This window comes from Streptomyces sp. NPDC085944, from assembly GCF_040686295.1.
Taxonomy (GTDB): domain Bacteria; phylum Actinomycetota; class Actinomycetes; order Streptomycetales; family Streptomycetaceae; genus Streptomyces; species Streptomyces salinarius.
On record NZ_JBFBJX010000001.1, the window covers coordinates 297,218 to 312,552 of the forward strand.

Here is a 15,335-nt window from a genome sequence, read left to right on the forward strand (position 1 = left end):
TCGGACGAGGACTGAGAAATGGGAATCCGCAAGTACAAGCCGACGACGCCGGGCCGCCGTGGCTCCTCCGTCGCCGACTTCGTCGAGGTCACGCGGTCCACGCCGGAGAAGTCGCTGGTCCGCCCGCTGCACAGCAAGGGCGGCCGTAACAACGCCGGTCGTGTGACCGTTCGCCACCAGGGTGGCGGACACAAGCGCGCCTACCGCGTCATCGACTTCCGTCGGCACGACAAGGACGGCGTGCCGGCGAAGGTCGCGCACATCGAGTACGACCCCAACCGCACCGCGCGCATCGCGCTGCTGCACTACGCCGACGGCGAGAAGCGCTACATCCTCGCCCCGCGCAACCTGCAGCAGGGCGACCGCGTCGAGAACGGTCCCGGGGCCGACATCAAGCCGGGCAACAACCTGGCGCTCCGCAACATCCCGGTCGGTACCACGATCCACGCGATCGAGCTCCGTCCCGGTGGCGGCGCCAAGTTCGCCCGCTCCGCCGGTGCCTCCGTGCAGCTGCTCGCGAAGGAGGGCACGATGGCCCACCTTCGTATGCCGTCCGGAGAGATCCGCCTGGTCGACCAGCGCTGCCGCGCCACGGTCGGCGAGGTCGGCAACGCCGAGCAGTCCAACATCAACTGGGGCAAGGCGGGCCGCAAGCGGTGGCTGGGCGTTCGCCCGACCGTCCGTGGTGTGGTCATGAACCCGGTGGACCACCCGCACGGTGGTGGTGAGGGCCGGACCTCCGGTGGTCGTCACCCCGTGTCCCCGTGGGGCAAGAAGGAAGGCCGTACTCGTTCGCCCAAGAAGGCGTCGAACAAGTACATCGTCCGCCGCCGCAAGACGAACAAGAAGCGCTAAGGACGGGTTGAGATGCCTCGTAGCTTGAAGAAGGGACCCTTCGTCGACGACCACCTGATCAAGAAGGTGGACACGCAGAACGAAGCCGGTACCAAGAACGTCATCAAGACCTGGTCCCGTCGCTCGATGATCGTCCCGGCGATGCTCGGCCACACGATCGCGGTGCACAACGGCAAGACCCACATCCCGGTGTTTGTCACCGAGTCCATGGTCGGCCACAAGCTCGGCGAGTTCTCGCCGACGCGCACCTTCCGGGGTCACGTCAAGGACGACCGGAAGTCGAAGCGCCGCTAACAGCGGGGTGGAATGACCATGACAAACACTGAAGGGACAACCATGGAAGCCAGGGCCCAGGCGCGGTACATCCGCGTCACGCCCATGAAGGCCCGCCGCGTGGTGGACCTCATCCGTGGCATGGATGCCACGGAGGCTCAGGCGGTCCTGCGTTTCGCCCCGCAGGCCGCGAGCGTGCCGGTCGGCAAGGTGCTGGACAGCGCCATCGCCAACGCCGCGCACAACTACGACCACACCGACGCCGACAGCCTCTTCATTTCCGAGGCGTACGTCGACGAGGGCCCGACCCTGAAGCGGTTCCGTCCGCGTGCCCAGGGCCGCGCCTACCGGATCCGCAAGCGGACCAGCCACATCACCGTGGTCGTCAGCAGCAAGGAAGGAACCCGGTAATGGGCCAGAAGGTAAACCCGCACGGGTTCCGGCTCGGTGTCACGACCGACTTCAAGTCGCGTTGGTACGCCGACAAGCTGTACAAGGACTACGTCAAGGAAGACGTCGCCATCCGTCGGATGCTGACGTCCGGCATGGAGCGCGCCGGCATCTCCAAGGTCGAGATCGAGCGCACCCGTGACCGCGTCCGCGTGGACATCCACACGGCTCGTCCGGGCATCGTCATCGGCCGCCGCGGTGCGGAGGCCGACAAGATCCGCGGTCGGCTCGAGAAGCTCACCGGCAAGCAGGTCCAGCTGAACATCCTCGAGGTCAAGAACCCCGAGACGGATGCCCAGCTGGTCGCCCAGGCCGTCGCCGAGCAGCTCTCCTCCCGCGTCTCCTTCCGTCGCGCCATGCGCAAGAGCATGCAGGGCACGATGAAGGCCGGCGCCAAGGGCATCAAGATCCAGTGCGGTGGCCGCCTCGGCGGCGCCGAGATGTCCCGCTCGGAGTTCTACCGCGAGGGCCGTGTGCCCCTGCACACGCTCCGCGCGAACGTGGACTACGGCTTCTTCGAGGCCAAGACGACCTTCGGCCGCATCGGTGTGAAGGTCTGGATCTACAAGGGCGACGTCAAGAACATCGCCGAGGTCCGCGCCGAGAACGCCGCCGCCCGCGCCGGCAACCGTCCGGCCCGTGGCGGCAGCGACCGCCCGGCCCGCGGTGGCCGCGGTGGCGAGCGTCGTGGGCGCAAGCCGCAGCAGCAGCAGGCTCCGGCCGCCGAGGCTCCCAAGGCCGACGCGCCCGCCGCTGCCGCTCCGGCTGAGAGCACCGGAACGGAGGCCTGACCGTCATGCTGATCCCCCGTAGGGTCAAGCACCGCAAGCAGCACCACCCGAAGCGCCGTGGTATGGCCAAGGGCGGTACGCAGGTTGCGTTCGGCGAGTACGGCATCCAGGCCCTCACGCCGGCGTACGTGACCAACCGCCAGATCGAGGCGGCCCGTATCGCGATGACCCGCCACATCAAGCGTGGCGGCAAGGTCTGGATCAACATCTACCCGGACCGCCCGCTCACGAAGAAGCCGGCCGAGACCCGCATGGGTTCCGGTAAGGGTTCTCCGGAGTGGTGGATCGCGAACGTGCACCCGGGTCGGGTCATGTTCGAGCTGTCCTACCCCAACGAGAAGATCGCCCGTGAGGCGCTGACTCGTGCGGCCCACAAGCTGCCGATGAAGTGCCGGATCGTCAAGCGCGAGGCAGGTGAAGCGTGATGTCGGCCGGTACCAAGGCGTCCGAGCTGCGCGAGCTGGGCAACGAGGAGCTTCTGGCGAAGCTCCGCGAGGCCAAGGAAGAGCTGTTCAACCTCCGCTTCCAGGCGGCGACGGGCCAGCTCGAGAACCACGGTCGGCTCAAGGCCGTCCGTAAGGACATCGCCCGGATCTACACCCTGATGCGTGAGCGCGAGCTGGGCATCGAGACGGTGGAGAGCGCCTGATGAGCGAGAGCAACGTGACTGAAGAGACGAAGGCCGCGCGCGGCTTCCGCAAGACCCGCCAGGGTCTGGTCGTCAGCGACAAGATGGACAAGACCGTCGTCGTCGCCGTCGAGGACCGCGTGACCCACGCCCTGTACGGCAAGGTCATCCGCCGTACCGAGAAGCTCAAGGCTCACGACGAGCAGAACGCCGCGGGCGTCGGCGACCGTGTCCTCCTCATGGAGACCCGGCCGCTGTCCGCGACGAAGCGCTGGCGCGTCGTCGAGGTCCTCGAGAAGGCCAAGTAAGAAATCTCCTGCGGGGCATTCCCCACAGGACAGTTCCGCCAGGCTCCGGGAGTCGTTCACCAAGGTGACCGACTCCCGGGGAACCGGCAGACATTCAGGAGATAGACGTGATCCAGCAGGAGTCGCGGCTGCGTGTCGCCGACAACACGGGTGCGAAGGAAATCCTGACCATCCGTGTGCTCGGTGGCTCGGGCCGCCGCTACGCGGGTATCGGTGACGTCATCGTCGCCACCGTCAAGGACGCGATCCCCGGTGGCAACGTGAAGAAGGGTGACGTCGTCAAGGCGGTCATCGTTCGCACCGTCAAGGAGCGCCGCCGTCCCGACGGCTCGTACATCCGCTTCGACGAGAACGCCGCCGTCATTCTGAAGAACGACGGCGACCCTCGCGGCACCCGTATCTTCGGCCCGGTGGGCCGTGAGCTGCGCGAGAAGAAGTTCATGAAGATCATCTCCCTCGCGCCGGAGGTGCTGTGAGCATGAAGATCAAGAAGGGCGACCTGGTCCAGGTCATCACCGGTAAGGACAAGGGCAAGCAGGGCAAGGTCATCGCGGCCTTCCCCCGTGAGGACCGCGTCCTGGTCGAGGGTGTCAACCGGGTCAAGAAGCACACCAAGGCCGGTCCGACCGCTCGCGGTTCGCAGGCCGGCGGCATCGTGACCACCGAGGCCCCGATCCACGTCTCCAACGTCCAGCTGGTCGTGGAGAAGGACGGCAACAAGGTCGTCACGCGCGTCGGTTACCGCTTCGACGACGAGGGCAACAAGGTTCGCGTTGCCAAGCGGACGGGTGAGGACATCTGATGGCTACCACCACCACTCCGCGTCTCAAGACGAAGTACCGCGAGGAGATCGCGGGCAAGCTGCGTGAGGAGTTCTCCTACGAGAACGTCATGCAGATCCCCGGCCTCGTGAAGATCGTGGTCAACATGGGTGTCGGCGACGCCGCCCGTGACTCGAAGCTGATCGAGGGCGCGATCCGCGACCTGACCACCATCACCGGTCAGAAGCCGGCCGTCACCAAGGCCCGCAAGTCCATCGCGCAGTTCAAGCTGCGTGAGGGTCAGCCGATCGGTGCCCACGTCACGCTCCGTGGCGACCGCATGTGGGAGTTCCTGGACCGCACCCTGTCGCTCGCGCTGCCGCGCATCCGCGACTTCCGCGGTCTGTCCCCCAAGCAGTTCGACGGCCGTGGCAACTACACCTTCGGTCTCACGGAGCAGGTCATGTTCCACGAGATCGACCAGGACAAGATCGACCGCACCCGGGGTATGGACATCACCGTGGTGACCACGGCGACCAACGACGCTGAGGGCCGCGCGCTCCTCCGTCACCTCGGCTTCCCCTTCAAGGAGGCGTGAGCGAGATGGCGAAGAAGGCTCTGATTGCCAAGGCTGCTCGCAAGCCCAAGTTCGGTGTCCGCGGCTACACGCGCTGCCAGCGCTGCGGCCGTCCGCACTCCGTCTACCGCAAGTTCGGCCTGTGCCGCGTGTGCCTTCGTGAGATGGCTCACCGTGGCGAGCTGCCGGGCGTGACCAAGAGCTCCTGGTAATCCGGTAATCCCGGGTTATTCAGACTCTCGGTAAGCATCTGGGTCGGCAGAGGCCCACCTCCGCATGCCGTAGGCTTGCGGGGTTGGGCGTCTGTCGCGCCCGTACGACTTACTACGCCGTAGGTCCACCGCGCCGCACCCGTCCCGTCTCGGATCGGGGAGAGGGATGGCGCACCAGGAAACCCCGGCGAGAGAGGCCGAAGGCCAATTCATGACCATGACTGATCCGATCGCAGACATGCTTACGCGTCTGCGGAACGCGAACTCGGCGTACCACGACTCCGTGACGATGCCGGCGTCCAAGATCAAGTCTCACATCGCGGAGATCCTCCAGCAGGAGGGCTTCATCACGGGCTGGAAGACCGAGGACGCCGAGGTCGGCAAGAACCTCGTTCTCGAGCTGAAGTTCGGCCCGAACCGTGAGCGCTCCATCGCGGGCATCAAGCGGATCTCCAAGCCCGGTCTCCGGGTGTACGCGAAGTCCACCAACCTGCCCAAGGTGCTGGGCGGCCTCGGCGTGGCGATCATCTCCACGTCCCACGGGCTCCTCACCGACAAGCAGGCCGGCAAGAAGGGCGTAGGCGGAGAAGTCCTCGCCTACGTCTGGTAACGGAAGGGAACGGAGGAAACAGCTATGTCGCGCATCGGCAAGCTCCCCATCGCGGTTCCCGCCGGCGTGGACGTCACCATCGACGGCCGTACGGTCTCGGTCAAGGGCCCCAAGGGCACGCTGACCCACACCGTCGTGGCGCCGATCGACATCGCCAAGGGTGAGGACGGCGTTCTGAACGTCACCCGCCCCAACGACGAGCGTCAGAGCAAGGCCCTGCACGGCCTGTCCCGCACGCTGGTGGCGAACATGATCACCGGCGTGACCCAGGGTTACGTGAAGAAGCTCGAGATCAGCGGTGTCGGTTACCGCGTGCTCGCCAAGGGTTCGAACCTGGAGTTCTCCCTCGGCTACAGCCACCCGATCCTCGTCGAGGCCCCCGAGGGAATCACCTTCAAGGTGGAGAACCCGACCCACTTCTCGGTCGAGGGCATCGACAAGCAGAAGGTCGGCGAGGTTGCGGCCAACATCCGCAAGCTGCGCAAGCCCGACCCGTACAAGGCCAAGGGCGTCAAGTACGAGGGCGAAGTCATCCGCCGCAAGGTCGGAAAGGCGGGTAAGTAAGCCATGGCATACGGACAGAAGATCCTCAAGGGCGACGCCTACAAGCGCGCCGCGATCAAGCGCCGCCACATCCGGATTCGCAAGAATCTCTCGGGTACGGCGGAGCGTCCCCGTCTGGTCGTTACCCGCTCGAACCGCCACATCGTCGCCCAGGTGATCGACGACATCAAGGGTCACACCCTTGCGTCGGCGTCCACCCTGGACACGTCGATCCGCGGCGGCGAGGCCGACAAGTCCGCGCAGGCCAAGCAGGTCGGCGCCCTGGTCGCCGAGCGCGCCAAGGCCGCCGGTATCGAGGCCGTCGTGTTCGACCGTGGTGGCAACCAGTACGCCGGGCGCATCGCCGCCCTGGCGGACGCCGCCCGCGAAGCCGGTCTGAAGTTCTGAGCCGGTTCCGTAACGCTAGCGGAAACAGAGAGAGGTAATTCCAATGGCTGGACCCCAGCGCCGCGGCAGCGGTGCCGGTGGCGGCGAGCGGCGGGACCGGAAGGGCCGTGACGGTGGCGCAGGTGCCGCCGAGAAGACCGCTTACGTTGAGCGCGTCGTCGCGATCAACCGCGTCGCCAAGGTTGTGAAGGGTGGTCGTCGCTTCAGCTTCACCGCGCTGGTCGTGGTGGGCGACGGTGACGGCACCGTGGGTGTCGGATACGGCAAGGCCAAGGAGGTGCCGGCCGCCATCGCCAAGGGCGTTGAGGAGGCCAAGAAGCACTTCTTCAAGGTCCCCCGCATCCAGGGCACCATCCCGCACCCCATCCAGGGTGAGAAGGCTGCCGGCGTCGTGCTGCTCAAGCCCGCGTCCCCCGGTACCGGTGTGATCGCCGGTGGTCCGGTGCGCGCCGTGCTCGAGTGCGCCGGTATCCACGACGTGCTGTCGAAGTCGCTCGGCTCCGACAACCAGATCAACATCGTGCACGCGACCGTGGAGGCCCTCAAGGGCCTGCAGCGTCCCGAGGAGATCGCGGCCCGCCGTGGTCTGCCGCTCGAGGACGTCGCCCCCGCGGCTCTTCTCCGTGCGCGTGCCGGGGCGGGTGCGTAATCATGGCGCAGCTCAAGATTACGCAGGTCAAGTCCTACATCGGCAGCAAGCAGAACCACCGTGACACCCTGCGTTCCCTTGGTCTCAAGGGGATCAACACGCAGGTCGTCAAGGAGGACCGCCCCGAGTTCCGCGGCATGGTGCACACCGTCCGCCACCTCGTGACGGTCGAGGAGGTCGACTGATCATGGGTGAGCAGAACCCGCTCAAGATCCACAACCTCCGTCCGGCCCCCGGCGCCAAGACCGCCAAGACCCGTGTCGGTCGTGGTGAGGCGTCGAAGGGCAAGACGGCCGGTCGTGGTACGAAGGGTACGAAGGCCCGTTACCAGGTTCCGGAGCGCTTCGAGGGTGGCCAGATGCCCCTCCACATGCGTCTTCCGAAGCTGAAGGGCTTCAAGAACCCGTTCAAGACCGAGTTCCAGGTCGTGAACCTCGACAAGCTGGCCGCGCTGTACCCCGAGGGTGGCGAGGTCACCGTCGAGGGCCTGGTGGCCAAGGGCGCCGTTCGCAAGAACAGCCTCGTCAAGGTCCTCGGCCAGGGCGAGATCTCCGTGGCGCTGCAGGTGACGGTCGACGCCGTCTCCGGCTCCGCCAAGGAGAAGATCACCGCCGCCGGCGGTACCGTCACCGAGCTCGTCTGAACCCATCAGGCGTCTCGATGACTTGAGCGATCCCAACCGGGGATGCCCCACAAAAGGGGTATCCCCGGTTGGTCGTTCCAAGGGCATAGGTCCCGCCGGTAAGGTGGCCTGCGCTGCCCTCTTTCCCGGGTGTCTCACATGAGGCACTCTGGGCGGCGGTTCAGCGTTACCCACTTAGCCGTCCACTTATCAGTCGTCAGTCGAACCTCAAGACCGTCACCCTTGACGCAGTAGCGCGGGGGTCGCAGGAGGCACCGTGCTCACCGCGTTCGCCCGGGCGTTCAAGACGCCCGACCTGCGCAAGAAGCTGTTCTTCACGCTCGGCATCATCGTGGTGTACCGGCTCGGTACCCACATCCCCATTCCAGGCGTCGACTACAAGAACGTCCAGGAGTGTGTGGACCAGGCGTCCGGCAACCAGGGCCTGTTCGGCCTGGTCAACATGTTCAGCGGTGGCGCCCTGCTGCAGATCACGGTCTTCGCGCTCGGCATCATGCCGTACATCACGGCGAGCATCATTCTTCAGCTGCTGACCGTCGTGATCCCGCGCCTGGAAGCCCTCAAGAAGGAGGGCCAGGCCGGCACGGCGAAGATCACGCAGTACACCCGCTACCTGACCGTCGCGCTCGCCATCCTCCAGGGCACCGGTCTGGTGGCCACCGCCCGCAGCGGCGCCCTGTTCTCCGGCTGCACCGTCGCCGGCCAGATCGTGCCCGACCAGGCGATCTTCACCACCATCGTCATGGTGATCTGCATGACCGCCGGTACGGCCGTCGTCATGTGGCTCGGTGAGCTGATCACCGACCGCGGCATCGGCAACGGCATGTCGATCCTGATGTTCATCTCGATCGCCGCCACCTTCCCCTCCGCCCTGTGGGCCATCAAGGAGTCGGGCGACCTGGCGGGCGGCTGGATCGAGTTCGGCACCGTCATCCTCGTCGGCCTGGTCATGGTCGGCCTGGTGGTCTTCGTGGAGCAGGCCCAGCGCCGCATCCCGGTGCAGTACGCGAAGCGCATGATCGGCCGCCGCTCCTACGGCGGTACGTCGACGTACATCCCGCTCAAGGTGAACCAGGCGGGCGTCATCCCCGTCATCTTCGCCTCGTCGCTGCTCTACATCCCGGCGCTGATCGTCCAGTTCTCCGGCTCGACCTCGGGCTGGGCCGTCTGGATCCAGAAGAACCTCGCGGACACCGCGGCGACGCCGCACATCGTCCTGTACTTCTTCCTGATCGTCTTCTTCGCCTTCTTCTACGTGGCCATCTCGTTCAACCCCGAGGAAGTCGCGGACAACATGAAGAAGTATGGTGGCTTCATCCCGGGCATCCGGGCTGGCCGACCGACCGCTGAGTATCTGAGCTACGTACTCAACCGGATCACCTGGCCGGGTTCGCTGTACTTGGGTCTGATCGCTCTCGTCCCGACAATGGCGTTGGCTGGTTTCGGGGCAAACCAGAACTTCCCGTTCGGCGGCACCAGCATCCTGATCATCGTGGGTGTCGGTCTCGAGACGGTGAAGCAGATCGAGAGCCAGCTCCAGCAGCGCAATTACGAAGGGTTCCTCCGCTGATGCGAATCGTCCTCGTCGGGCCTCCGGGTGCCGGAAAGGGAACGCAGGCCACCCGCCTTGCCGAGACGCTGCACATTCCGCACATCTCCACGGGCGACCTGTTCCGCGCGAACATCAGCCAGCAGACCGAACTGGGCAAGCTCGCGAAGTCCTACATGGACGCCGGCAATCTCGTGCCGGACGAGGTCACCATCGCCATGGCGAAGGACCGCATGGAGCAGCCCGACGCCGAGGGCGGCTTCCTGCTGGACGGTTTCCCGCGCAACGTCTCCCAGGCCGAGGCGCTGGACGAGCTGCTCGAGACCGAGGACATGAAGCTCGACGCGGTGCTGGACCTGGAGGCCCCCGAGGACGAGGTCGTCAAGCGGATCGCCGGCCGGCGCGTCTGCCGCAACGACTCGGCCCACGTCTTCCACGTGACGTACACCCCGCCGAAGCAGGAAGGCGTCTGCGACGTCTGCGGCGGCGAGCTGTACCAGCGGGACGACGACTCCGAGGAGACGGTCCGCAAGCGGCTCGAGGTCTACCACACGCAGACCGAGCCGATCATCGACTACTACAAGTCGCAGGGCCTGGTCGCCACCATCGCGGCGACGGGCCCCGTGGACGAGGTCACCCGCCGTGCGCTGGAGGCGCTCAAGCGCGACCAGTAGTTCCCGACTCCGGCTGCAGCCGCGGTCCCCGCCCGGGGCCCGCGGCTGTGCTGTGCGGTGGGGGTGGCCCCCGCCCCGTATCGTTGGAAGCGTTCCCCAGACCCCCCGGTCCAGAAAGGCCGCAGCCCCCATGGTGCAGATCAAGAACCCCGAGCAGATCGCCAAGATGCGCGAGGCGGGGCTGGTCGTCGCCGCCATCCACGCGGCCACCCGCGAGGCCGCCGTGCCCGGCGCCACGACCAGGGACCTGGACCAGGTCGCCCGCAAGGTCCTCGCGGAGCACGACGCCAAGCCGAACTTCCTCGGTTACGGCGGCTTCCCCGCCACCATCTGCACCTCGGTGAACGAGGTCGTCGTCCACGGCATCCCGTCCGACGACGTGGTCCTGGGGGACGGCGACGTCATCTCCATCGACTGCGGCGCGATCATCGACGGCTGGCACGGCGACGCCGCCTACACCGCCTTCGTCGGCTCCGGTCACTCCCCGGAGCTGGTCGAGCTCTCCCGGGTGACCGAGGAGTCCATGTGGGCGGGCATCGCGGCCATGAAGCAGGGCAACCGCCTGGTGGACGTCTCCCGCGCCATCGAGACCTACATCCGCCGCCAGCCCAAGCCCGGCGGCGGCAAGTACGGGATCATCGAGGACTACGGCGGCCACGGCATCGGCACCGAGATGCACATGGACCCGCACCTGCTGAACTACGTCGACCGCAAGCGCGGCAAGGGCCCGAAGCTCGTCCCCGGCTTCTGCCTCGCCATCGAGCCGATGGTCTCCCTCGGCACCCCCCGCACCGAGGTCCTCTCCGACGACTGGACGGTCATCACCACGGACGGCACCTGGTCCTCCCACTGGGAGCACTCGGTGGCCCTGACCGAGCAGGGTCCCCTGGTCCTGACCGCCCCGGACGGGGGCAAGGCCAAGCTGGCGGAGCTGGGGATCACCGCGGCCCCGGACCCCCTTGCATAACGATCGCGTATCCGGGGCAGACTTCCTCGTTTCGCCTTTCCGGGTTCGCTGACGTAGACTGACTCGTCGGCTCACGTGTGCCCGCATGTCTGGTGGTTCGCCCCGGGGATGCGCCGCCCGCGGGAGCCGATCAAGGTAGTCGATTCGAAGGGCGAAGCGTGGCCAAGAAGCAAGGTGCCATCGAGATCGAAGGCACTGTCGTCGAGTCTCTTCCGAACGCCATGTTCAAGGTGGAGCTCCAGAACGGCCACCAGGTCCTGGCACACATCAGCGGCAAGATGCGTATGCACTACATCCGCATCCTCCCTGACGACCGGGTCGTGGTGGAGCTGTCTCCGTACGACCTGACGCGTGGACGGATCGTCTACCGGTACAAGTAGATCTTGCCCACGTCCCGTGCGCCCCGCGCGCGGGTCCGCCGGCAACTGACCCGGAGAACCTCACACCCATGAAGGTCAAGCCGAGCGTCAAGAAGATCTGCGACAAGTGCAGGGTGATCCGCCGTCACGGTCGGGTCATGGTCATCTGCGACAACCCGCGCCACAAGCAGCGCCAGGGCTGACGTCTGACCGTTCCCTCCGCGATTCGCATGACTTCGCGCGACGCGAGCTGAACATGTTCATACGCAGGACCCGGGTGAGCAATCGCCCGACACCCCCGGCTCGGAGGCCGGGGACCCGGTTCGTACCTCATACGGCGGCTGGGATCCGGTTCTGTGGAAGACCTCCGACAATCAACTGGAGCCATTGAATGGCACGCGTTTCCGGTGTTGACATCCCGCGCGAAAAGCGCGTGGAGATCGCCCTCACCTACGTGTTCGGCATCGGCCGGACGCTCTCGCAGCAGACGCTCGCCGCCACCGGCGTGGACCCGAACACCCGTGTTCGGGACCTCTCCGAGGAGCAGCTAGTCGCGATCCGCGAGTACGTCGACAACAACATCAAGACCGAGGGTGACCTCCGTCGCGAGATCCAGGCCGACATCCGCCGCAAGGTCGAGATCGGTACCTACCAGGGTCTCCGTCACCGTCGCGGTCTGCCCGTCCGCGGTCAGCGCACCAGCACGAACGCCCGCACCCGCAAGGGCCCGCGTCGCGCCATCGCCGGCAAGAAGAAGCCGGGCAAGAAGTAGTCCGCAGCGGACTCGCCGTCCAGCGGTCTTCGCTGTAGGACCGACCACCTCCCGTAGGAGAACGACATGCCCCCCAAGGGACGTCAGGGCGCGACCAAGAAGGTGCGCCGCAAGGAAAAGAAGAACGTCGCTCACGGCCACGCGCACATCAAGAGCACGTTCAACAACACGATCGTGTCCATCACGGACCCGACCGGCAACGTGATCTCCTGGGCCTCCGCCGGCCACGTCGGCTTCAAGGGCTCCCGGAAGTCCACGCCGTTCGCCGCGCAGATGGCCGCCGAGTCGGCTGCCCGCCGCGCGCAGGAGCACGGCATGCGCAAGGTCGACGTCTTCGTCAAGGGCCCGGGTTCCGGTCGTGAGACCGCCATCCGCTCCCTGCAGGCGACCGGCCTCGAGGTCGGCTCCATCCAGGACGTCACGCCCACCCCGCACAACGGCTGCCGTCCGCCGAAGCGTCGTCGCGTCTGATCTCGCCTCAGCGCTTCACCAGGGTTTCCCGGGCGGTACGGCTCTTTCGGGTCGTATCGCCCGTACCCTTGCAGTACTAGTCGGGCGTCAAATAGCGGGCGCCCCTGACTGAAGGATCACCACATGCTGATCGCTCAGCGTCCCTCGTTGACCGAAGAGGTCGTCGACGAGTTCCGCTCCCGGTTCGTCATCGAGCCGCTGGAGCCGGGCTTCGGCTACACCCTCGGCAACTCCCTCCGCCGGACCCTCCTGTCCTCGATCCCGGGTGCGGCGGTCACGTCCATCCGCATCGACGGTGTCCTGCACGAGTTCACCACCGTGCCGGGCGTCAAGGAGGACGTCACCGACCTGATCCTCAACATCAAGCAGCTGGTCGTCTCCTCGGAGCACGACGAGCCCGTCGTGATGTACCTGCGCAAGCAGGGCCCGGGTCTGGTCACCGCCGCCGACATCGCGCCCCCGGCCGGTGTCGAGGTGCACAACCCCGACCTCGTCCTGGCCACGCTCAACGCCAAGGGCAAGCTGGAGATGGAGCTGACCGTCGAGCGCGGTCGCGGCTACGTCTCCGCCGTGCAGAACAAGCAGGTGGGCCAGGAGATCGGCCGTATCCCGGTCGACTCGATCTACTCGCCGGTTCTCAAGGTCACGTACAAGGTCGAGGCCACGCGTGTCGAGCAGCGCACCGACTTCGACAAGCTGATCGTCGACGTCGAGACCAAGCAGGCCATGCGCCCCCGGGACGCCATGGCTTCCGCCGGTAAGACCCTCGTCGAGCTGTTCGGTCTCGCCCGCGAGCTGAACATCGACGCCGAGGGCATCGACATGGGCCCGTCCCCGACGGACGCCGCGCTCGCCGCCGACCTGGCGCTGCCGATCGAGGAGCTGGAGCTCACCGTTCGGTCGTACAACTGCCTCAAGCGCGAGGGCATCCACTCCGTGGGTGAGCTGGTCGCCCGCTCCGAGGCCGACCTGCTGGACATCCGCAACTTCGGTGCGAAGTCCATCGACGAGGTCAAGGCCAAGCTCGCGGGCATGGGGCTCGCGCTGAAGGACTCGCCTCCCGGGTTCGACCCGACCGCCGCCGCGGACGCCTTTGGCGCCGACGACGACGCGGACGCGGGCTTCGTGGAGACCGAGCAGTACTGAGCGCTCCGCGAGGAGGGCCGTATTGCGGGTGCGGGTGGACTGCGGCTGGTCGCGCAGTTCCCCGCGCCGCTTCCGGAGACGCCCCTTCGGGGCTGCCTCCGGATCTCTGACAGACAACCGTCTGCGCAGATACTGACTCCGGTACCTGATACGGCCGGGGCAGACACCTAGGAGAAACACCATGCCGAAGCCCACCAAGGGTGCCCGTCTGGGCGGCAGTGCCGCGCACGAGAAGCTGCTCCTCGCGAACCTGGCGAAGAGCCTCTTCGAGCACGGCCGCATCACCACCACCGAGGCGAAGGCGCGCAAGCTGCGTCCGTACGCCGAGCGTCTGGTCACCAAGGCGAAGAAGGGCGACCTTCACAACCGTCGTCAGGTGCTCCAGGTGATCACGGACAAGAGCATCGTCCACACGCTCTTCACCGAGATCGGCCCGCGCTACGAGAACCGTCCCGGTGGCTACACCCGGATCACCAAGATCGGTAACCGCCGTGGCGACAACGCGCCCATGGCCGTCATCGAGCTGGTCGAGGCGCTGACCGTGGCGCAGCAGGCCACCGGTGAGGCCGAGGCCGCGACCAAGCGTGCCGCCAAGGACGCCGAGGGCACCGAGGCTGCCGAGGCCAAGGTCGACACGGCCAAGGCCGACGACGAGGCTGCGGCCGAGGAGTCGAAGGACGCGTAGGCGTCTGCCGGGTGGCTGTGCGATCGCGGCTGCGGCTTCGTCGTAATCGTTCGCGCAGTTCCCCGCGCCCCTGGAGGGCGTTGCGGGTCCGTTCCTTTTCGGGGCGGGCCCGCTTTTTTCTTTGGTGAGAGGATCTCCGGGTGAGTGATGAAGCAGAGGCCGGGTTCGTGCGGGTGCGGCTGGATCTCTCCTACGACGGCGCCGAGTTCTCCGGGTGGGCCAAGCAGGCCGGGGGGCGGCGGACCGTGCAGGGGGAGATCGAGGACGCGTTGCGGACCGTCACCCGGTCGCGGGAGACGTACGAGCTGACCGTGGCTGGGCGGACCGACGCCGGCGTGCACGCGCGGGGGCAGGTCGCGCACGTCGATCTGCCGCGCGAGGTGTGGGCCGAGCACCACGTGAAGCTGCTCAAGCGGCTCGCCGGGCGGCTGCCCAGGGACGTGCGGGTGTGGGCGCTCAGGGAGGCGCCGAGCGGCTTCAACGCGCGGTTCTCGGCGCTCTGGCGGCGCTACGCCTACCGGGTCACCGACAATCCCGGCGGCGTCGACCCGCTGCTGCGCGGACACGTGCTGTGGCACGACTGGCCCCTCGACGCGGACGCCATGAACGAGGCCGCCCGCGGGCTGCTCGGCGAGCACGACTTCGCCGCCTACTGCAAGAAGCGGGAGGGGGCCACCACCATCCGGACGCTGCAGGAGCTGAGTCTCGTGCGGGGCGAGGACGGCATCGTCACCGCGACCGTGCGCGCCGACGCCTTCTGCCACAACATGGTGCGCTCCCTCATCGGGGCGCTGCTCTTCGTCGGCGACGGGCACCGTACGCCCGACTGGCCGGCGAAGGTGCTCGCCGCGGGCGTACGGGACTCCGCCGTGCACGTCGTGCGGCCGCACGGGCTGACCCTGGAGGAGGTCGGCTACCCGGCCGACGAGCTGCTGGCGGCCCGGAACAAGGAGGCGCGCAACAAGCGGTCGCTGCCGGGGACCGGCTGCTGCTGAGGCGGGCCG

27 protein-coding genes are annotated in these 15,335 nt (G+C 67.0%); all 27 read left to right on the forward strand.

Features of this window, described 5'->3' with window-relative positions:
* The first annotated feature begins 18 nt into the window (after window positions 1–18).
* The 27 genes from rplB to truA all read left to right on the forward strand — a co-directional run bounded on the left by rplB (window position 19) and on the right by truA (window position 15,326).
* On the forward strand, window positions 19–855 hold the full coding sequence (gene rplB / locus AB0P07_RS01495) for a 50S ribosomal protein L2 (RefSeq protein WP_003974264.1): 837 nt from the start codon (window positions 19–21) through the stop codon (window positions 853–855).
* A gap of 12 nt (window positions 856–867) precedes the next feature.
* Window positions 868–1,149 carry a 30S ribosomal protein S19 gene (gene rpsS, locus AB0P07_RS01500; RefSeq protein WP_003974263.1) on the forward strand — a complete coding sequence of 94 codons (282 nt, stop codon included), beginning with the start codon at window positions 868–870 and terminating at the stop codon, window positions 1,147–1,149.
* Window positions 1,150–1,191: 42 nt separating this feature from the next.
* On the forward strand, window positions 1,192–1,539 hold the full coding sequence (gene rplV / locus AB0P07_RS01505) for a 50S ribosomal protein L22 (RefSeq protein ID WP_003974262.1): 348 nt from the start codon (window positions 1,192–1,194) through the stop codon (window positions 1,537–1,539).
* On the forward strand, window positions 1,539–2,369 hold the full coding sequence (gene rpsC / locus AB0P07_RS01510; protein ID WP_365543526.1) for a 30S ribosomal protein S3: 831 nt from the start codon (window positions 1,539–1,541) through the stop codon (window positions 2,367–2,369). Before rplV ends, rpsC begins: the two co-directional genes overlap by 1 nt.
* A gap of 5 nt (window positions 2,370–2,374) precedes the next feature.
* Complete coding sequence (gene rplP, locus AB0P07_RS01515) at window positions 2,375–2,794, forward strand: 50S ribosomal protein L16 (protein WP_003974260.1); 420 nt, start codon at window positions 2,375–2,377, stop codon at window positions 2,792–2,794.
* Window positions 2,794–3,018, forward strand: coding sequence for a 50S ribosomal protein L29 (rpmC, locus tag AB0P07_RS01520; protein WP_003974259.1), 225 nt, complete (start codon window positions 2,794–2,796; stop codon window positions 3,016–3,018). Before rplP ends, rpmC begins: the two co-directional genes overlap by 1 nt.
* The gene (gene rpsQ, locus AB0P07_RS01525) at window positions 3,018–3,305 is read left to right on the forward strand and encodes a 30S ribosomal protein S17 (RefSeq protein WP_003974258.1); all 288 of its coding nucleotides are present in this window, start codon (window positions 3,018–3,020) and stop codon (window positions 3,303–3,305) included. The genes rpmC and rpsQ overlap by 1 nt, the downstream gene beginning before the upstream one ends.
* A gap of 107 nt (window positions 3,306–3,412) precedes the next feature.
* A complete protein-coding gene (gene rplN / locus AB0P07_RS01530; RefSeq protein WP_003974257.1) occupies window positions 3,413–3,781 on the forward strand; it encodes a 50S ribosomal protein L14 in 369 nt (122 codons plus the stop codon).
* Window positions 3,782–3,783: 2 nt separating this feature from the next.
* Window positions 3,784–4,107: a 50S ribosomal protein L24 gene (rplX, locus tag AB0P07_RS01535; protein WP_003974256.1), complete on the forward strand. Its 324-nt coding sequence runs from the start codon at window positions 3,784–3,786 to the stop codon at window positions 4,105–4,107.
* On the forward strand, window positions 4,107–4,664 hold the full coding sequence (gene rplE / locus AB0P07_RS01540; RefSeq protein ID WP_003974255.1) for a 50S ribosomal protein L5: 558 nt from the start codon (window positions 4,107–4,109) through the stop codon (window positions 4,662–4,664). The genes rplX and rplE overlap by 1 nt, the downstream gene beginning before the upstream one ends.
* A gap of 5 nt (window positions 4,665–4,669) precedes the next feature.
* Complete coding sequence (locus AB0P07_RS01545) at window positions 4,670–4,855, forward strand: type Z 30S ribosomal protein S14 (protein ID WP_003948630.1); 186 nt, start codon at window positions 4,670–4,672, stop codon at window positions 4,853–4,855.
* Window positions 4,856–5,066: 211 nt separating this feature from the next.
* Window positions 5,067–5,465 carry a 30S ribosomal protein S8 gene (rpsH, locus tag AB0P07_RS01550; RefSeq protein ID WP_026248232.1) on the forward strand — a complete coding sequence of 133 codons (399 nt, stop codon included), beginning with the start codon at window positions 5,067–5,069 and terminating at the stop codon, window positions 5,463–5,465.
* 24 nt (window positions 5,466–5,489) lie between these two features.
* Window positions 5,490–6,029, forward strand: a complete 540-nt coding sequence (gene rplF / locus AB0P07_RS01555) for a 50S ribosomal protein L6 (RefSeq protein WP_030145478.1) — start codon at window positions 5,490–5,492, stop codon at window positions 6,027–6,029.
* Between the two features lie 3 nt (window positions 6,030–6,032).
* Window positions 6,033–6,416 (forward strand): 50S ribosomal protein L18, encoded by a 384-nt coding sequence (rplR, locus tag AB0P07_RS01560; protein WP_052839849.1) that lies wholly within the window; start codon window positions 6,033–6,035, stop codon window positions 6,414–6,416.
* 43 nt (window positions 6,417–6,459) lie between these two features.
* Window positions 6,460–7,065 carry a 30S ribosomal protein S5 gene (gene rpsE, locus AB0P07_RS01565; protein WP_003974251.1) on the forward strand — a complete coding sequence of 202 codons (606 nt, stop codon included), beginning with the start codon at window positions 6,460–6,462 and terminating at the stop codon, window positions 7,063–7,065.
* A 2-nt stretch (window positions 7,066–7,067) separates the two neighbouring features.
* The gene (gene rpmD / locus AB0P07_RS01570) at window positions 7,068–7,250 is read left to right on the forward strand and encodes a 50S ribosomal protein L30 (RefSeq protein ID WP_003974250.1); all 183 of its coding nucleotides are present in this window, start codon (window positions 7,068–7,070) and stop codon (window positions 7,248–7,250) included.
* A gap of 2 nt (window positions 7,251–7,252) precedes the next feature.
* On the forward strand, window positions 7,253–7,708 hold the full coding sequence (gene rplO / locus AB0P07_RS01575) for a 50S ribosomal protein L15 (RefSeq protein ID WP_043381011.1): 456 nt from the start codon (window positions 7,253–7,255) through the stop codon (window positions 7,706–7,708).
* Between the two features lie 256 nt (window positions 7,709–7,964).
* Entirely contained in the window at window positions 7,965–9,278 is a 1,314-nt protein-coding gene (secY, locus tag AB0P07_RS01580; RefSeq protein ID WP_365543536.1) for a preprotein translocase subunit SecY, read from the forward strand.
* Window positions 9,278–9,931 carry an adenylate kinase gene (locus AB0P07_RS01585; RefSeq protein ID WP_030400231.1) on the forward strand — a complete coding sequence of 218 codons (654 nt, stop codon included), beginning with the start codon at window positions 9,278–9,280 and terminating at the stop codon, window positions 9,929–9,931. Before secY ends, AB0P07_RS01585 begins: the two co-directional genes overlap by 1 nt.
* Before the next feature lie 130 nt (window positions 9,932–10,061).
* Window positions 10,062–10,898: a type I methionyl aminopeptidase gene (map, locus tag AB0P07_RS01590; protein WP_365543539.1), complete on the forward strand. Its 837-nt coding sequence runs from the start codon at window positions 10,062–10,064 to the stop codon at window positions 10,896–10,898.
* Window positions 10,899–11,056: 158 nt separating this feature from the next.
* Window positions 11,057–11,278: a translation initiation factor IF-1 gene (infA, locus tag AB0P07_RS01595; RefSeq protein ID WP_003948620.1), complete on the forward strand. Its 222-nt coding sequence runs from the start codon at window positions 11,057–11,059 to the stop codon at window positions 11,276–11,278.
* 68 nt (window positions 11,279–11,346) lie between these two features.
* Window positions 11,347–11,460, forward strand: coding sequence for a 50S ribosomal protein L36 (rpmJ, locus tag AB0P07_RS01600; RefSeq protein WP_003974245.1), 114 nt, complete (start codon window positions 11,347–11,349; stop codon window positions 11,458–11,460).
* 188 nt (window positions 11,461–11,648) lie between these two features.
* Window positions 11,649–12,029, forward strand: a complete 381-nt coding sequence (rpsM, locus tag AB0P07_RS01605; protein WP_004984507.1) for a 30S ribosomal protein S13 — start codon at window positions 11,649–11,651, stop codon at window positions 12,027–12,029.
* A 66-nt stretch (window positions 12,030–12,095) separates the two neighbouring features.
* Entirely contained in the window at window positions 12,096–12,500 is a 405-nt protein-coding gene (gene rpsK, locus AB0P07_RS01610) for a 30S ribosomal protein S11 (RefSeq protein ID WP_007443997.1), read from the forward strand.
* Window positions 12,501–12,623: 123 nt separating this feature from the next.
* Window positions 12,624–13,646: a DNA-directed RNA polymerase subunit alpha gene (locus AB0P07_RS01615; protein ID WP_004946635.1), complete on the forward strand. Its 1,023-nt coding sequence runs from the start codon at window positions 12,624–12,626 to the stop codon at window positions 13,644–13,646.
* A gap of 181 nt (window positions 13,647–13,827) precedes the next feature.
* Window positions 13,828–14,331 carry a 50S ribosomal protein L17 gene (rplQ, locus tag AB0P07_RS01620; protein ID WP_365543544.1) on the forward strand — a complete coding sequence of 168 codons (504 nt, stop codon included), beginning with the start codon at window positions 13,828–13,830 and terminating at the stop codon, window positions 14,329–14,331.
* A 140-nt stretch (window positions 14,332–14,471) separates the two neighbouring features.
* Window positions 14,472–15,326 (forward strand): tRNA pseudouridine(38-40) synthase TruA, encoded by an 855-nt coding sequence (gene truA / locus AB0P07_RS01625; RefSeq protein WP_365543546.1) that lies wholly within the window; start codon window positions 14,472–14,474, stop codon window positions 15,324–15,326.
* Window positions 15,327–15,335: the final 9 nt, after the last annotated feature.

What these genes read in the sequence shown, in the direction of transcription:
- rplB (WP_003974264.1), top strand. Translation starts at nt 19, where the DNA reads ATGGGAATCCGCAAGTACAAGCCGACGACGCCGGGCCGCCGTGGCTCC.
- rpsS (WP_003974263.1), top strand. Translation starts at nt 868, where the DNA reads ATGCCTCGTAGCTTGAAGAAGGGACCCTTCGTCGACGACCACCTGATC.
- rplV (WP_003974262.1), top strand. Translation starts at nt 1,192, where the DNA reads ATGGAAGCCAGGGCCCAGGCGCGGTACATCCGCGTCACGCCCATGAAG.
- rpsC (WP_365543526.1), top strand. Translation starts at nt 1,539, where the DNA reads ATGGGCCAGAAGGTAAACCCGCACGGGTTCCGGCTCGGTGTCACGACC.
- rplP (WP_003974260.1), top strand. Translation starts at nt 2,375, where the DNA reads ATGCTGATCCCCCGTAGGGTCAAGCACCGCAAGCAGCACCACCCGAAG.
- rpmC (WP_003974259.1), top strand. Translation starts at nt 2,794, where the DNA reads ATGTCGGCCGGTACCAAGGCGTCCGAGCTGCGCGAGCTGGGCAACGAG.
- rpsQ (WP_003974258.1), top strand. Translation starts at nt 3,018, where the DNA reads ATGAGCGAGAGCAACGTGACTGAAGAGACGAAGGCCGCGCGCGGCTTC.
- rplX (WP_003974256.1), top strand. Translation starts at nt 3,784, where the DNA reads ATGAAGATCAAGAAGGGCGACCTGGTCCAGGTCATCACCGGTAAGGAC.
- rplE (WP_003974255.1), top strand. Translation starts at nt 4,107, where the DNA reads ATGGCTACCACCACCACTCCGCGTCTCAAGACGAAGTACCGCGAGGAG.
- AB0P07_RS01545 (WP_003948630.1), top strand. Translation starts at nt 4,670, where the DNA reads ATGGCGAAGAAGGCTCTGATTGCCAAGGCTGCTCGCAAGCCCAAGTTC.
- rpsH (WP_026248232.1), top strand. Translation starts at nt 5,067, where the DNA reads ATGACCATGACTGATCCGATCGCAGACATGCTTACGCGTCTGCGGAAC.
- rplF (WP_030145478.1), top strand. Translation starts at nt 5,490, where the DNA reads ATGTCGCGCATCGGCAAGCTCCCCATCGCGGTTCCCGCCGGCGTGGAC.
- rplR (WP_052839849.1), top strand. Translation starts at nt 6,033, where the DNA reads ATGGCATACGGACAGAAGATCCTCAAGGGCGACGCCTACAAGCGCGCC.
- rpsE (WP_003974251.1), top strand. Translation starts at nt 6,460, where the DNA reads ATGGCTGGACCCCAGCGCCGCGGCAGCGGTGCCGGTGGCGGCGAGCGG.
- rpmD (WP_003974250.1), top strand. Translation starts at nt 7,068, where the DNA reads ATGGCGCAGCTCAAGATTACGCAGGTCAAGTCCTACATCGGCAGCAAG.
- rplO (WP_043381011.1), top strand. Translation starts at nt 7,253, where the DNA reads ATGGGTGAGCAGAACCCGCTCAAGATCCACAACCTCCGTCCGGCCCCC.
- AB0P07_RS01585 (WP_030400231.1), top strand. Translation starts at nt 9,278, where the DNA reads ATGCGAATCGTCCTCGTCGGGCCTCCGGGTGCCGGAAAGGGAACGCAG.
- map (WP_365543539.1), top strand. Translation starts at nt 10,062, where the DNA reads ATGGTGCAGATCAAGAACCCCGAGCAGATCGCCAAGATGCGCGAGGCG.
- rpmJ (WP_003974245.1), top strand. Translation starts at nt 11,347, where the DNA reads ATGAAGGTCAAGCCGAGCGTCAAGAAGATCTGCGACAAGTGCAGGGTG.
- rpsM (WP_004984507.1), top strand. Translation starts at nt 11,649, where the DNA reads ATGGCACGCGTTTCCGGTGTTGACATCCCGCGCGAAAAGCGCGTGGAG.
- rpsK (WP_007443997.1), top strand. Translation starts at nt 12,096, where the DNA reads ATGCCCCCCAAGGGACGTCAGGGCGCGACCAAGAAGGTGCGCCGCAAG.
- AB0P07_RS01615 (WP_004946635.1), top strand. Translation starts at nt 12,624, where the DNA reads ATGCTGATCGCTCAGCGTCCCTCGTTGACCGAAGAGGTCGTCGACGAG.
- rplQ (WP_365543544.1), top strand. Translation starts at nt 13,828, where the DNA reads ATGCCGAAGCCCACCAAGGGTGCCCGTCTGGGCGGCAGTGCCGCGCAC.